This window comes from Bradyrhizobium sacchari (genome assembly GCF_002068095.1).
Classification (GTDB): Bacteria; Pseudomonadota; Alphaproteobacteria; order Rhizobiales; family Xanthobacteraceae; genus Bradyrhizobium; species Bradyrhizobium sacchari.
The window spans coordinates 110,888-124,628 of record NZ_LWIG01000010.1; the positions used below are offsets into that span (position 1 = coordinate 110,888).

At 67.4% G+C, this 13,741-nt stretch carries 13 protein-coding genes, 2 pseudogenes and 1 riboswitch; of the genes and pseudogenes, 5 read left to right on the forward strand and 10 right to left on the reverse strand.

The annotated features are described in order from the left end of the window. The coding region (locus A5906_RS14110) for a cobalt-precorrin-6A reductase (RefSeq protein ID WP_245326729.1) at window positions 1–564 on the forward strand (564 nt) is incomplete at both ends. Between the two features lie 2 nt (window positions 565–566). Here the strand turns inward: A5906_RS14110 and cobJ are convergent. The 8 genes and pseudogenes from cobJ to A5906_RS14145 all read right to left on the reverse strand — a co-directional run. Beyond that, window positions 567–1,292, reverse strand: a pseudogene (gene cobJ / locus A5906_RS14115) (precorrin-3B C(17)-methyltransferase); the annotation flags it as partial. Next, entirely contained in the window at window positions 1,289–2,020 is a 732-nt protein-coding gene (locus A5906_RS14120) for a precorrin-2 C(20)-methyltransferase (protein ID WP_080135797.1), read from the reverse strand. The gene A5906_RS14120 and the pseudogene cobJ, both read right to left, overlap by 4 nt. A gap of 2 nt (window positions 2,021–2,022) precedes the next feature. Then, the gene (locus A5906_RS14125) at window positions 2,023–2,652 is read right to left on the reverse strand and encodes a precorrin-8X methylmutase (RefSeq protein WP_080135798.1); all 630 of its coding nucleotides are present in this window, start codon (window positions 2,650–2,652) and stop codon (window positions 2,023–2,025) included. Further along, a complete protein-coding gene (cobG, locus tag A5906_RS14130; protein ID WP_080135799.1) occupies window positions 2,652–3,815 on the reverse strand; it encodes a precorrin-3B synthase in 1,164 nt (387 codons plus the stop codon). Before cobG ends, A5906_RS14125 begins: the two co-directional genes overlap by 1 nt. After that, window positions 3,812–5,232 (reverse strand): cobaltochelatase subunit CobN (locus A5906_RS44385; RefSeq protein WP_245326730.1); only part of this gene is annotated, 1,421 nt, incomplete at its 5' end. The genes A5906_RS44385 and cobG, both read right to left, overlap by 4 nt. A gap of 1 nt (window position 5,233) precedes the next feature. Continuing rightward, window positions 5,234–7,063: pseudogene (locus A5906_RS44390) on the reverse strand (cobaltochelatase subunit CobN); the annotation flags it as partial. Further along, the gene (gene cobW / locus A5906_RS14140; RefSeq protein ID WP_080135801.1) at window positions 7,063–8,097 is read right to left on the reverse strand and encodes a cobalamin biosynthesis protein CobW; all 1,035 of its coding nucleotides are present in this window, start codon (window positions 8,095–8,097) and stop codon (window positions 7,063–7,065) included. The gene cobW and the pseudogene A5906_RS44390, both read right to left, overlap by 1 nt. Then, window positions 8,094–8,468: a DUF1636 family protein gene (locus A5906_RS14145; RefSeq protein WP_080135802.1), complete on the reverse strand. Its 375-nt coding sequence runs from the start codon at window positions 8,466–8,468 to the stop codon at window positions 8,094–8,096. Before A5906_RS14145 ends, cobW begins: the two co-directional genes overlap by 4 nt. Window positions 8,469–8,562: 94 nt before the next feature. Beyond that, window positions 8,563–8,782, reverse strand: a riboswitch (cobalamin riboswitch). Window positions 8,783–8,822: 40 nt separating this feature from the next. On the opposite strand from A5906_RS14145, the gene cobO reads away from it, so the two are divergent. Continuing rightward, a complete protein-coding gene (cobO, locus tag A5906_RS14150) occupies window positions 8,823–9,458 on the forward strand; it encodes a cob(I)yrinic acid a,c-diamide adenosyltransferase (protein WP_080135803.1) in 636 nt (211 codons plus the stop codon). Window positions 9,459–9,464: 6 nt separating this feature from the next. Further along, on the forward strand, window positions 9,465–10,913 hold the full coding sequence (locus A5906_RS14155; RefSeq protein WP_080135804.1) for a cobyric acid synthase: 1,449 nt from the start codon (window positions 9,465–9,467) through the stop codon (window positions 10,911–10,913). Here A5906_RS14155 and cobD read toward each other — a convergent pair. After that, window positions 10,902–11,867, reverse strand: coding sequence for a threonine-phosphate decarboxylase CobD (cobD, locus tag A5906_RS14160; protein WP_080135805.1), 966 nt, complete (start codon window positions 11,865–11,867; stop codon window positions 10,902–10,904). The genes A5906_RS14155 and cobD overlap by 12 nt on opposite strands. 11 nt (window positions 11,868–11,878) lie before the next feature. Continuing rightward, complete coding sequence (gene cbiB / locus A5906_RS14165; RefSeq protein WP_080135806.1) at window positions 11,879–12,820, reverse strand: adenosylcobinamide-phosphate synthase CbiB; 942 nt, start codon at window positions 12,818–12,820, stop codon at window positions 11,879–11,881. Window positions 12,821–12,941: 121 nt separating this feature from the next. Between cbiB and cobU the strand changes: the two genes are divergently transcribed. Continuing rightward, window positions 12,942–13,445 (forward strand): bifunctional adenosylcobinamide kinase/adenosylcobinamide-phosphate guanylyltransferase, encoded by a 504-nt coding sequence (cobU, locus tag A5906_RS14170; RefSeq protein ID WP_080135807.1) that lies wholly within the window; start codon window positions 12,942–12,944, stop codon window positions 13,443–13,445. Further along, window positions 13,442–13,741 (forward strand): adenosylcobinamide-GDP ribazoletransferase (locus tag A5906_RS44395; protein ID WP_245326731.1); only part of this gene is annotated, 300 nt, incomplete at its 3' end. The genes cobU and A5906_RS44395, both read left to right, overlap by 4 nt.

Sequence of the window (13,741 nt, forward strand, 5' to 3'; positions counted from 1 at the left end):
GTGAGCGGCCTTGCCGACACCATCCGCCGCGAGGGCATCACGCATGTGATCGACGCGACGCATCCCTTTGCCGCCGAGATGAGCCGCAATGCCGTACAGGCGTGCGCGGAAACGGGCACCCCGCTGATCGCGCTCGAACGCGCTCCCTGGGCCAAGGCCTCCGATGACAACTGGATCGAGGTGACCGACGTCGAAGCCGCGGTCGCGGCGCTGCCCGAGCCGCCTGCAAACGTATTCCTCGCTATCGGCCGCCAGCACATCGCGCCATTCGCGACCAGGCCGCAGCACGCCTACACCCTGCGCTTCGTCGATCCGCCTGAAGGCCCCCTGCCCTTCACCGCCGATGTGATCGTGTCGCGCGGACCGTTCACCCTTGATGGCGAGCTCGAGATGATGCGCGCACGCGGCATCGCCTGGATCGTCGCCCGTAATTCCGGCGGCGACGGCGCGCGCGCCAAGATCGACGCCGCTCGCCTGCTGAAGATCCCCGTGATCATGATCTCGCGACCAAAGCTGCCCGATCGCCCGCGGGTCGAAAGCGTCGCCGAGGTGATGCAGTGGCTCNNCCGCCTCGGCGCATAGACCCAGCGGCCGGCACGGCGCGTCTGCGAATTGCCGACGATCACCAGCGTGCGCATATCAGCCATTTCGGGCCGGGCCTCGTTGAGCGTCACGGTCTCGATCTTCTCGTCGGCAGTGCTGATCGCGCGCGCGAAGATCACGAGGCGCTCGCCGCAGCCGGCCTCCTTCAGCACTGCCAGCGCGCGGCCAAAGCCCTCCGGCCGGCTTGCCGAGCGCGGATTGTACATCGCAATCGCAAAGTCGGCCTCCGCGGCGAGGCGCAGGCGCTTCTCGATCACCGCCCACGGCTTCAGATTGTCGGAGAGGTTGATCGCACAGAAATCATGGCCGAGCGGCGCGCCCGTGCGCGCGGCCGCCGCCAGCATCGCGGTGATGCCCGGCAGCACGCGGATCGGCAGCGCCTGCCATTGCGGCGCCCGTTCGAGCGCCTCGAACACGGCGGATGCCATCGCGAAGACACCGGGATCGCCGGAGGAGACAATAACGACCTGGCCGCCTTCGGCGGCCAGACGCAGCGCCTCGCTCGCGCGTTGCAGCTCTTCGCGATTGTCGGAGGGATGGAGGGTGAGACCCGGTCGCGGCGGCACGCGCGCGACGTAGGGCGCATAGCCCAAAATATCTGTCGCGGAGGCGAGCGCAGCGGAAACCTCCGGCGTCACCAGCGCCTCGCTGCCAGGGCCGAGGCCCGCGATGGTCAATGTGCCCGTCATTCGGCGGCATCCAGATGCCGGCCCTTGCCGTGCACGAGCACGATCGCAAAGTAAGGACAATCGGCGGCATCGATCTCGGCGAGCCGCATGACGCGCTCGCCCGGCATGGTGCCACGTTCGACCAGCCAGGCGTCGTCGAGCCGGCCGGCGGCTGCGAGCGCGCGGCGCACTTTTGCAAGATTGCGGCCGGTCTTCATGACGACCAGCGCATCGGAATCGCGCATGCGGCGTTCGAGCTCGCTTTCGGCAAGCGTGCCCATCAGCACCGTCGTCACGTCGTCACCGAGCGCGATCGGCTGGCCGACGCCATTCCAGCAGCCGACCATGCCGGGGATGCCCGCGATCACCTCGATATCGACGCGGCCTTGGAGGCGCGAGTGCAGATGCATGAAGGAGCCATAGAAATAGGGATCGCCCTCGCAGAGCACGACGATATCGACCGCGCGCGAAAGCCGCGCCAGGCGCTCCGCCCATTCATCGTAGAATCCGGCCAGCAGCTGCACGTATTCGTGGCTGTCGAAGGCGATCTCGGTGGTGACCGGATATTCCATCGGGTATTCCGTGACGTTGCTTGCGAGCATACCCTCGACGATGCGGCGCGCCTGGCCTGGCCGGCCCTTCTTGCGAAAATAGGCGACATGCTGCGCGGCACGCACCGTGCGATCGGCGCGCACGCTCATCAGATCGGGATCGCCGGGGCCGAGACCGCAGCAGATGATGCGTCCCATCGCTATTCGCTCCGGCTCGCCAGCGCGTTCACGGCAGCAACGGTGATGGCGGAGCCGCCGAGGCGGCCCTCGACCGTCAGCGCTGCGATCTTCGGATCGGCCATCAGCGCCGCCTTGGACTCAGCGGCCCCGACGAAGCCAACCGGACAGCCGATGATCGCCGCCGGCCGCGGACAGCCTTGGTCCTCCAGCATGTTGAGAAGATGGAACAGCGCGGTCGGCGCATTGCCGATCGCAACGATCGCGCCATCGAGATGCGGCCGCCACAGCTCCAGAGCCGCAGCCGAGCGGGTATTGCGCATGGATTGCGCGAGCGCGGGGACGCGTTCGTCACCGAGCGTGCAGATCACGGCATTGGCGGCGGGCAATCTCGCGCGCGTAATCCCTTCCGAGACCATGCGCGCGTCGCACAGGATCGGCGCGCCCTTCTGCAGGGCGGCGCGCGCGACGGTCGCCATGCCTGGCGTAAAGCGGATATGCGCTTCGAGGCCGACCATGCCGGCGGCATGGATCATCCGCACCACGACCTGCTCCTCATCGGGTGTGAAGCGGGCAAGATCGGCTTCGGCGCGAATGGTCGCAAAGGACTGCCGGTAGATCGCCGCGCCGTCGGTCTCGTAAACGTGCGGCATCAATGCCCTCCCAGCAGGATGGAGGGGTTGCCGACGATGTCGTCGTGATTCAGGCCGCGCAGGACAGGTTCATCGCGCGTCGATCCGCCGCGCACGAGATCGAAGCCGGCGTGGGTCGCGACCAGCGTGATCGCGGCCGCGCCGGAATGCGCACAGCCCTTGGCGCAACCGGAGACGTGAAGCCGCGCGGCCGCGCCGATATTCGGCGCAAGCGCCGCCGCCAGCGCCCGGGTGTCGGCGTGGGCCTCGCGACAGCGCGGCGCACCGCTGCAGGCGATGACGCGCAGCGCCGGGTCGTAGGCCTCGGTGATGAGGCCGGCCGCGGAGGGCATCGTCCGCTTGCCCTCGCTCAAGACCATCCGCCATGGCGTCATGCGCAACGCATGTCCGCAACCGGCCAACTGGTTGAGCGTCGCATGCGGCAACTGCCCGAAAGCGACACCGACCATCGCGCCCTGTGGATAGAGGCCGGGACGCGCCGCGGCCATCACCGGCGCAGGCTCAGCCGCGCCACGCAGAGCCTCGGGCGGGCTCGCGCCGGCCGCGAGATACGCCGCCATGCGCCCCCGCCCGTCCTTGGCGCCGCCAGAGGCGATGAACCAGCTCGCAAAGGCAAGCGCTGTTGCCACGGCCTCACCGCGCGCCACGGAACGGCCGAGCTTGGCACCATCGGCCCGCACCAGCAGGTCACCGCCACGGTCGCGCTCGATCCGCACATCAGCGGAATCGCCGGCGAGCACGCGCGAGGTGCCGTCATCGACGGCAAAGCCGAATTTGGTCGGAAGCGCGAGCGCGGTGTTCTCGAGCGCCTCTTCGAGTTCGGCAGCGAGCGCCTGGGTCTCGTCGCCTGCGCGCCAGAACGGCGTCACCAGGATGTTGCGCCGGGATTCGGTGTCGGCGTCGGGATCAAGCAGCGCCAGCTGCGCGAGCCCGTCGAGGAGCAGCCGGTGGCTGCTGTCGCTGACGCCCCTGATCTGGAGATTGGCGCGGCTGGTGACGTCGATCAGGCCATTGCCGTGGCGTTCAGCGAGATGCGCAAGTCCGGAGATCTGCGCCGCATCGAGCCGCCCGCCGAACGGGCGCACCCGGACGACCAGCCCGTCGCCCGATTGCATCGGCCGCAGCGCGCCGGGGCACCAGCCCTTGACCATGGCTGCGCTCATGAGGCCTCCTTGAGCGCCGCGGCGATGGAATTGCGGCGCGTTCGCCAGAGTGAGGCTTCGTGCAGGCGGGTGAAGCAGGTCTCCATCGCAGCGAGCGCCGCTGGATTTTCGCGCGCCATGAAGGTGCGGACATCGGCATCGCCGAGCGTCGCATCGTAGTAGAGGTCAAACAGATGCGGCGGCACGACATCGGCGAGATGGGCGAAGGCGGCCATGTGCTCGAGCGTCGCGGTGATCTCGGCAGCGCCACGAAAACCGTGGCGCATCATGCCGGCGATCCAGGCCGGATTGGCCGCGCGCGCGCGGACCACGCGCGAAATCTCTTCAGTCAGCGTGCGCGCATGCGGCTGGTCGGGGCGCGTCGCGTCGAGATGATAGAGTGATGGCGCTGTCCCGCCGAGATGCGCTGCTGCCGCTGCGACACCGGCTTCGTGCGAGGCATAATCCGCAGCAAGCAGCAGATCGGTTTCCGGCAAGTCCTGAACATGGACGAAAGCGTCGGCGGAGGCGAGCCGCCGTTCGATACCGGCGCGATCAAGCTTGATCTCGCCGTCGGCGGAGAACGCCCAGGACGACGCCGACAGCCACGCTTCGCCGGCCGCATCGCGCGTCTCGGGCGTCAGCGCATCGGGGATGGCCGAGAGGCCGACGCCGTACTGTCCGGGACGGGGCGCGAACACGCGGGAGGTGCGGTGGCGATACGGATTTTCATCGCCCTCCTCGTCGCGCGAGGCGAGCGCCTCGGACGCGGCTTCGAACAATTGCGCAAGGCCTGCGAAGACATCGCGAAACAGGCCGGATACGCGCAAGGTGACATCAATGCGGGGACGGCCAAGCTCGGCCGGTGCGATGATGTCATAGCCAGTGACGCGGCCGGACGCGTGATCCCATCGCGGCGCAAGGCCGGCCAGATGCAGCGCCATCGCAAATTCTTCGCCGGCGGTGCGCATCGTCGCCGAACCCCAGAGATCGACGACAAGGCCTTTCGGCCAATCACCGTGATCCTGCAGGTGGCGCCGCAACAGCTCTTCGGCGAGCTTGATGCCTTGCGAATGCGCCGACGGCGTCGGCACCGCGCGCGGATCGACGGCGAAGAGATTGCGCCCCGTTGGCAAGACGTCCTGACGGCCGCGATAAGGCGAGCCCGACGGCCCCGGCGCGATGCGGCGGCCGCCAAGCGCCGCACGCAGCGCATCCCGCTCTGCTTCGCCGCAGGCGGCGCGGCCGAACACGTGCAGGCCGTCGCCGAACTGGCTCTCCTTGAGATCGCAGACGAAGCGATCGATGCGCGGGATCGCTTCGGCCGGTGCGGCCGAGGCATCGAGGCCGAGATCGTCCTCGAGCCCTGCGGCGCGCGCCTCATCGCGGATCGCCGCGATCAGGCGCTGGCGGCGCGCAGGATCGAGACCATCGGCGGNGGTCGAATATTCGTCGAGGAAGCGCTCGAGCCGGCGCAGTCCTTCCGGCATAGCCGATCGTTCGAGCGGCGGCGGAAGATGACCGAGGGTGACGGCCCCCAGGCGCCGTTTGGCCTGTGCGGCTTCTCCGGGATCGTTGACGATGAAGGGATAGATGACGGGAAGATCGCCGATCAGGGCTTCCGGCCAGCAGCTTGACGACAGCGCGACGGATTTCCCGGGCAGCCATTCCAGCGTGCCATGCGCACCCATGTGCACGACGGCATCGATCCCCTGCCCGCGGAGCCAGAGGTAGAACGCGACATAGGCATGGCGCGGCGTGCGGGCGAGATCGTGATAATCGGCATCGCGTGTGGTGGCATCGCCGCGTTCGGGCTGAACCGCGATGATCGACTTTCCGCACGCGATGCCCGCAAAGCGAAACGCGCCGTCGCTGCAGCTCGCATCATCCTCCGGCGCGCCCCAGGCCCGTGCGAGATCATCCTGCAAGGATTGCGGGAGACGCAACAGCGCGGCGCGATAGTCGGCGACACTCCAGGTCAATTGCTGCGCGAGCAGCGTCTCGCCGAGCGCATGGACCGGCGCGACATCGAAACCGGCTTCCGCGAGATCGGATACCAGGGCTTCGACCGAAGCCAGCGCATCGAGTCCAACGGCATGGGCGATCTGGTGCGGACGGCCCGGATAGTTCGAGAGCACGATCGCCACGCGCTTCTCGGCCGCAGACTTCACCGCCAGCCGCCGCCAGGCCGCAACGCGCGCGGCGATGGCCGTCACGCGTTCCGCGTCCGGCCGGTGCGCCAGATGCGAAAATTGCAGATCAGGATCGCGCTCCGCAGCGGACTTGAAACTCACCACGCCCGCGAACAGTCGGCCATCCACCTCGGGCAATACCACATGCATCGCGAGATCGCCGGGCGACAGGCCGCGCAGCGATTCCATCCAGTCCTCACGCCGCGCCGTCGACAGCGCGACCTGGAACACCGGACACGGGACGGCATCGAACGGCGTGGCGCCGTCGTCGCCAACGGCCGAAAACGCTGTCGCATTGACGATCGCGGCCGGAGGATTTTGCGCGAGATGGGCGCGCAACCAATCGGCAACACCCGCGGCCTTCAGTGAGGTGACGAACACGCCATGCGCGTCAAAACCCTTGTCGCGCAACGCCGCGATGAGGGCATCGACGGGGCCGGTGTCGGCAGCGGTGAGATAGGAGCGATAGAACGTCACCAGCGCGCGCGGCTTTCCGTTAGCCGTGACCGGCGCAGGGATGACGCCACGTGCAGGATCGTAAAAGCCCATCTCCGGAACGCTCATCTCGCCGACGACCGGGCCTGCATAGAGACCCGAGGCGAGCGCAAGCTGCGCAATCGCCGCTTGCGCCGCGACCGGGCCGCCGGTGTCGCAGAGCACCTTGAGCCGCCGCAGCGTCGAAACCGGCAGGGTCGAATACGCATCGAGCCGCGTGTCATCGCGGCCGTCGGCCGGCAGCACGGCCAACACGATTTTGCGGTCCTTCGCGAGCTGCTGCAGGGCCGCGAGCCCATACGGCCAGTAGGATTCCCCACCGATCAAACGCACCAATATGCCGCGCGCCCGCGACAGCGTGCGCTCGATATAGGTATCGACCGACAGCGGGTGACGCAGCTCCGCGAGATTGGCGAGCCGCAGCGACGGCAGGCTGTCGCGGCCACGCCGCCAGCCGGCCGCGAACGCGGCAAGATCGGAATCCGAGTACGAGAGCGCCACGAGATCGGCCGGATCCTGGCCGATGTCTCTTGGCGTCGCGGTCTCCTCCAGACCGCGGCTCTCGCGGAAGACGACGTGCATCAGACTCCCAATCCCGCCTTGATCGCGGCCTCGTCGATGTCGCCATGCTCGCCGATCACGACGAGCTTTGACTGCCTGCCGCCTGCGCCCCAGGGCTTGTCGAACTGGTGACGCACGCGCTCGCCGACGGCCTGCAGCAAGAGGCGCATCGGCTTGCCCGCGACGGCGATGTAGCCCTTGGCGCGCAACACGTTCTGCTCGCGCGCCAGACGCTGGACGGAAGCAACCAGCACATCGACGTCCGCCACCTCGGGAAGATCGATCACGACGGAGGCGAAATCGTCATGCTCGTGCTCCTCCTCGCCATCATGATGCGAGGGACGCGCGGCAAGATCGTTCTCGGCGGCAGCGCCGAGACCGAGGATGACGCGCGCATCGATGGCACCGTCGGTGACGGGCAGCATCGGCACCGGGCGCGGCATCTCGGCGGTGATCACGGCCTTGGCCGCTTCGATGCCGGCGCTACCGGCGAGATCGGCCTTGGTCAGCAGCACGATGTCGGCACAGGCGATCTGGTCCTCGAACACTTCCGACAGCGGCGTCTCGTGATCGAGGTTTTCGTCCGCTGCGCGCTGGGCCTCGACTGCATCCGGATCAGGCGCGAAGCGGCCGGCCGCCACAGCCTCGGCATCGGCAAGCGCGATGACGCCGTCGACCGTAATGCGTGAGCGGATCTCCGGCCAGTCGAAGGCTTTCAGCAGCGGCTTGGGCAGCGCCAGGCCCGAGGTCTCGATCAGGATGTGATCGGGCCGCACCGGACGCGCCAGCAATTGCTCCATGGTCGGAATGAAATCGTCGGCGACGGTACAGCAGATGCAGCCATTGGCGAGCTCGACGATGTTCTCTTCCGGGCAATTGGCATCGGCGCAGGATTTCAGGATCTCGCCGTCCACACCTTCACTGCCGAACTCGTTGACGAGCACGGCGAGCTTCTTGCCGCCCGCATTGCTCAGCAGATGCTGGATCAGCGTCGTCTTGCCGGAACCAAGGAAACCGGTGACCACCGTCACAGGGACTTTTGCAAGCGAGTTCATTCGGCGGCCTCCGGCATGACGGCAATGGGGGGAATGCGGGCAAGCGACTGCTTGCGGAAGATTTCGGGGCGGCTGCGCCAGGGCACGAGGCCATCAGGCGCGGCCGCATAGGCCGCGGCACCGGCGACCACGTCCTGCGCATTGGCATCCGACAGGCGGCCATAGACATAGGACCAGCGGCCGGGCGCGCTGAGCGCGACCGAGCAGCCCTGGCTGCATGCAGACAGGCATTCGACGGGAACCACATTGACGCCATCGGGCACGCCGGCCTCGAGGATCGCGCCATGCAGGCGCTTGCCGGGCGTTGTCTCGCCCTCGCCGAGCGTCTGGCCGGCGCGGCAGGTGATGCAGACGTGAAGTGTGACGGTCATCGCCTCTTCCAGAATAAACGGCGGAGGCGAAGAGGCCCACGAACCGTCTTGCGAGGGTTCGTTTCCCCGTCGCGGAACACCCCGTCCGCCGGTCCAAAACTCGTCCGCGCTGGCAGGTCTCCCGGCTTGCGGAGCAGGGTTTTGCCCTTCGATCCCCGCCTTCCCGATTCCCGCGGGAATCAGTGGCTTCGGGCATCTCTCCGGTCACGGTCGCGGGGGCGGCTGCATTTTGGATCCGGATCTTGCCGATTCGGACCCTATCGCATTCCCTCTTCGCCTGTCATAGGACAGGAACCAACGCCGGGCCACCATTTGCCCCCGGCCGCCTCTTGTCAAGCCGAAGGACCCCGTCAGATGACGCCTGAACCGGATACCCAAACGGCCGAGGAAACCGCCGCCCGCCACGCCCAGAAAATGGCGAAGAAGAAGGCCGCCCGCGACAAGATCATGGCGACCAAGAGCGGCGAAAAGGGCCTCATCATCGTCCATACCGGCGCCGGCAAGGGCAAGTCCTCTTCCGCCTTCGGCATGATCGTCCGCTGCGTCGCCCACGGCTTCCCTTGTGCGGTCGTTCAGTTCATCAAGGGCGCGTGGGATACCGGCGAGCGGCGCCTGCTGACCGGCCATTTCGGCGAACTCTGCCAGTTCCACGCGATGGGCGAAGGTTTTACCTGGGAGACGCAGGACCGCGCCCGCGACATCGCCGCCGCGCGCGCCGGCTGGGAGAAGGCCAAGGAGCTGATTCTTGATGCGAACTTGCGCATGGTCGTGCTCGACGAGATCAACATCGCGCTGCGCTATGACTATCTTGACATCGCCGAGGTCGTTGAATTCCTGGCGACGCAAAAGCCGCCGATGACGCATGTCGTGCTCACCGGACGCAACGCCAAGGATGAGCTGATCGAGATCGCCGACCTCGTCACAGAGATGACACTGGTCAAGCACCCATTCCGCTCCGGCATCAAGGCACAGGCCGGCGTCGAGTTCTGAAATTCAATGGCGCGCGCATTGATGATCCAGGGGGCGGGCTCGGACGTGGGCAAGTCGCTCATCGTCGCCGGCCTCGCGCGCGCCTTCACGCGGCGGGCCTTGCGCGTGCTCCCGTTCAAGCCGCAGAACATGTCGAACAACGCGGCCGTCACCGTCGATGGCGGCGAGATCGGCCGCGCCCAGGCGCTTCAAGCGCTCGCAGCGGGCGTCGAGCCGCACACCGACATGAACCCGGTACTGCTCAAGCCCGAGACCGACGTCGGCGCACAGGTCGTCGTGCAGGGAAAACGTATCGCGACCGCGCGCGCGCGCGAATATGCGGCGATGAAGCCATCGCTGATGGGCGCCGTGTTGGAGAGCTTCGAGCGCCTGAAGGCGCGCTCCGATCTCGTGCTGGTCGAAGGCGCCGGCAGCCCGGCCGAAGTGAACCTGCGCAAGGCCGACATCGCAAATATGGGCTTTGCCCGAAAGGCCGACGTGCCGGTCGTGCTGGTCGGCGACATCGACCGCGGCGGCGTCATCGCCCAGTTGGTCGGCATCAAGACGGTGATCGACCCCGACGATGCCGCGATGATCCAGGGTTTTGTCATCAACAAGTTTCGCGGCGATCCAACGCTGTTCGACGATGGCTATAGACTGATCGAGCAGAAGACAGCCTGGCGCGGCCTCGGCGTGCTGCCCTGGTTTGCCCGTGCCGGCGAGCTGCCGGCCGAGGATGCGCTGGGCCTGAGCGATGCGCGCAAGCCGGGCCAATGCAAGATCGCGTGCCTGGCGCTATCGCGGATCGCCAATTTCGACGATCTCGATCCGCTCAAGCTCGAGCCTGGCGTCGATCTCGTCATGGTGCGCCCGGGCGAGGCGATCCCCGGCGATGTCCGTCTGGTCATCATCCCCGGCTCGAAATCCACCCGCGGCGACCTCGCCTTCCTGCGCGCGCAGGGCTGGGACATCGATCTCCTGGCGCATCACCGCCGGGGTGGCCATGTGCTCGGCCTCTGCGGCGGCTATCAGATGCTCGGGCGCAGCGTCGCCGACCCTGAAGGCATCGAGGGCCCCGCGGGCGACACGCCAGGCCTCGGGCTTCTGGATGTCGAGACCGTTATGAGCTCGCAGAAGACGCTGACGCGCGTGACGGCCACGCATGCCGCCACCGACCAGCCGATCGAGGCTTACGAAATCCATATCGGCCGCACCGACGGGCCCGATCGCGCGCGTCCGTTCGCCAGCTTGAACGGCGAGCCGGAAGGCGCGATTTCGCGCGATGGTCGCGTGCAGGGCAGCTATCTGCACGGCCTCTTCACGTCGGATGATTTTCGCAAGGCGTATCTGGCGAAACTCGACATTGCCGCGGGCGACGAGCCCTATGACACCCGGGTCGAGAGCGCGCTCGACGCCCTTGCCGACCACATCGAAAAACATCTCGACGTCGAAGGCCTGCTCGCGCTAGCGCGCTAAAACCTCGGCAAGGCGCGACCATTCAGATTCGTTGCCGGGAAGCCCGAGCCGCAGCCATGCGGGTTTCTGCTCGAAGACACGCGACCATATCTGGGCGCGCGCGAGCTTATCCTGTGCGGCGAGAGCGTCAGGCGTCTCGTAAAGACGAAACAGCGGCGCGCCGCCAATCAGCGACCAACCTTGCGACTGCGCGATGTTGTCGAGACGAACACATTCACGCGCAAGCCGCGCGGCTGTGGCACCGGCCCAGGCATCGTCACGCAACGCGCGAGAGCCGACCTCGATCGCAGCTCCCGACACGGGCCATGGGCCCGACGCCGCCGCGAGCTTGCCGATATCGGCGACATTGCCGATCGCGAAGCCAAGGCGAAGGCCCGCAAGACCATAGAACTTTCCGAACGAGCGCAGAATCAGCAGTCCCGGCCGATCCGCTTCCGACGCGAGCGACAGATGCGGAACGGCATCGGCAAAACTCTCGTCGACGACGAGACGGCCGACGCGCGGCAGCAGTGCAAGCAAATCATTGGGCGCGTGGCACCGGCCATCGGGATTGTTGGGATTGACGATGATGGCGAGGTCCGCGCCTGCCAATGCCTCAAAGTCCCTGACCTCCTCGACATCCCAGCCCGCGGCCAAGAGGACGCCGGCATATTCATTATAGGTCGGCGCGAGGATGCGGGCGCGACCGGCGGACGCGAGTTGCGGCAGCAATTGAATGGCGGCCTGTGCACCGCCCATGGCGAGGATCGGCGCGCTCGTGCGATAGGCATGCAGCGCGGCCTGATGCAGAGCTTCGATCTCGGAACGCGACGGCAGCGCCGTCCAGGCGCGCATGCTCACCTCGCCCACCGGATAAGGCACCCGGTTGATTCCTGTCGACAGATCGATCCAGTCCTCGGCACGGCCGCCAAAGCGCCGCTGGGCCAGATCGAGATTTCCACCGTGCTCGCGCATGCCCCGTTCTTTCACGCGAAGGCCAGGATCGCAAGCAGGCCCGCGAGCAGCAGCATGGCGCGGCGGTAGACCTTCAGTCCCGCAACGATGTCGGCGGGATGCGGATCGCGCGCGGTTTCATTGAGCCAGGGCTCGTTCGTGACGCTGCCGTGATAGATGCGGGGGCCGCTGAGCCGCACGCCGAGCGCACCGGCCATGGCAGCTTCCGGCCAGCCGGCGTTGGGCGATCGATGACGCCGCGCATCGCGCGTCATGCACGACAGTGCCTCGGATCGCTGTGGTGCCAGCAGCACGAACAGAAACCCGGTCAGGCGCGCGGGAATGAAGTTGGCGACATCGTCGATGCGCGCCGCGGCCCAGCCGAAGGCCTCGTGTCGCTCGTTGCGATGGCCGATCATGGAATCCAGCGTATTGATGGCCTTGTATGCGAGAATACCGGGAAGGCCAAACAGCGCGCCCCAGAACACGGGCGCCACGATGCCGTCGGAGGCATTCTCGGCGAGGCTCTCGATCGCGGCGCGCGCGATGCCGGCTTCATCGAGCACCGCAGGATCGCGGCCGACGATGCGCGAGACCGCTTCGCGAGCGGCGGCGATATCGCCGGCCTGCAAGGGCCTCGCGACGGCGACAACGTGATCATGCAGCGAGCGCAGCGCGACCAGCGGCCAGGCGAGCACGCCGACCAGCACGATCTGGATCCAGCCCGAAGCCAGCAAGGACTGAAGCATCCAGCCGAGTGCGACGGAGAGCGCAATCACCAGGAGCGCTCCCGCAACGCCCGCAGCGCGCCGACGTGCCGGCCGATCGGCGGCGCGATTCCAGCCGGTATCGACCGCGCCGATGAGCCGGCCCAGCCAGGTCACGGGGTGCCCGATCCGGGCGAACAGCCAGGACGGCCAGCCCAGAACGGCATCCACCGCCATCGCCAAAGCCATCGCGCCCGCAAAACCCACACCTGCCTCCTGTCCCGCCCCTGTTGCGCAAAGCGAGGGGTGAGCGCAAGCCCCCGGCGGCCTGATTTCGGCTTTGTCTTTGCCCGCGTTTGGTGATTAGTGCTGCCGGCAGGAGACTTTCATGGCCGTCATTCTGATCACCGGCGGAGCGCGATCGGGCAAGAGCACGCGGGCGGAAGCGCGTGCGCGCGCATTTCCGGGGCGGCCTGTCTATCTCGCGACGGCCGAGGCGCTCGACGCTGAAATGGAAGCACGCATCGCGAAGCATCGCGCGCGGCGCGGAACCGACTGGCTCGAGCGCGAGGTGCCGCTCGACCTCGTGCCCGCTCTGCTCGCAACCGACGGCGGCGGCGCAAGGCTGGTGGACTGCCTGACACTCTGGCTTTCCAACCTGATGCATGCGACGCGCGACTGGGAGCGCGACGTGAGAGAGCTTGCCGGCGCCTTGCCCCGCCTGAGCAGCCCAGTCGTCCTCGTCACCAACGAAGTCGGCCTCGGCATCGTGCCGGACAATGCGCTGGCGCGCGGCTTCCGCGATGCCGCTGGGATCATGAACCAGGTCATCGCGGCGGTTGCGGACGAGGTCGAGTTCGTCGTCGCCGGCCTGCCGATGAAGCTGAAATGATGGCGCCCGCTGAATTTTTGAAACCCCTTGTCGCCGATCTCAGGATGGCGGCATCGTTCGTGACGATCCTCCCCATCGCATCGTCGAAGCCGGCGCGCGACGGTGCCGTCGCGCGAGCGACCTGGGCCCTCCCGATCGCGGGACTGCTGGTCGGCCTTGCCGGCGCTTTGGTCTACAAGATCGCCAGCCGGTTCGGCCTGACACCAAACCTTGCGGCCCTGCTCGCGCTGGCCGCGACCGCCCTTATCACCGGCGCGCTGCACGAGGACGGCCTGGCCGACACCGCCGACGGACTC

Bases quoted from the DNA above. Each gene is read 5' to 3' on its own strand.
- A5906_RS14120 (WP_080135797.1), bottom strand. From the start codon at position 2,020: ATGGGACGCATCATCTGCTGCGGTCTCGGCCCCGGCGATCCCGATCTG.
- A5906_RS14125 (WP_080135798.1), bottom strand. From the start codon at position 2,652: ATGCCGCACGTTTACGAGACCGACGGCGCGGCGATCTACCGGCAGTCC.
- cobG (WP_080135799.1), bottom strand. From the start codon at position 3,815: ATGAGCGCAGCCATGGTCAAGGGCTGGTGCCCCGGCGCGCTGCGGCCG.
- cobW (WP_080135801.1), bottom strand. From the start codon at position 8,097: ATGAACTCGCTTGCAAAAGTCCCTGTGACGGTGGTCACCGGTTTCCTT.
- A5906_RS14145 (WP_080135802.1), bottom strand. From the start codon at position 8,468: ATGACCGTCACACTTCACGTCTGCATCACCTGCCGCGCCGGCCAGACG.
- cobO (WP_080135803.1), top strand. From the start codon at position 8,823: ATGACGCCTGAACCGGATACCCAAACGGCCGAGGAAACCGCCGCCCGC.
- A5906_RS14155 (WP_080135804.1), top strand. From the start codon at position 9,465: ATGGCGCGCGCATTGATGATCCAGGGGGCGGGCTCGGACGTGGGCAAG.
- cobD (WP_080135805.1), bottom strand. From the start codon at position 11,867: ATGCGCGAGCACGGTGGAAATCTCGATCTGGCCCAGCGGCGCTTTGGC.
- cobU (WP_080135807.1), top strand. From the start codon at position 12,942: ATGGCCGTCATTCTGATCACCGGCGGAGCGCGATCGGGCAAGAGCACG.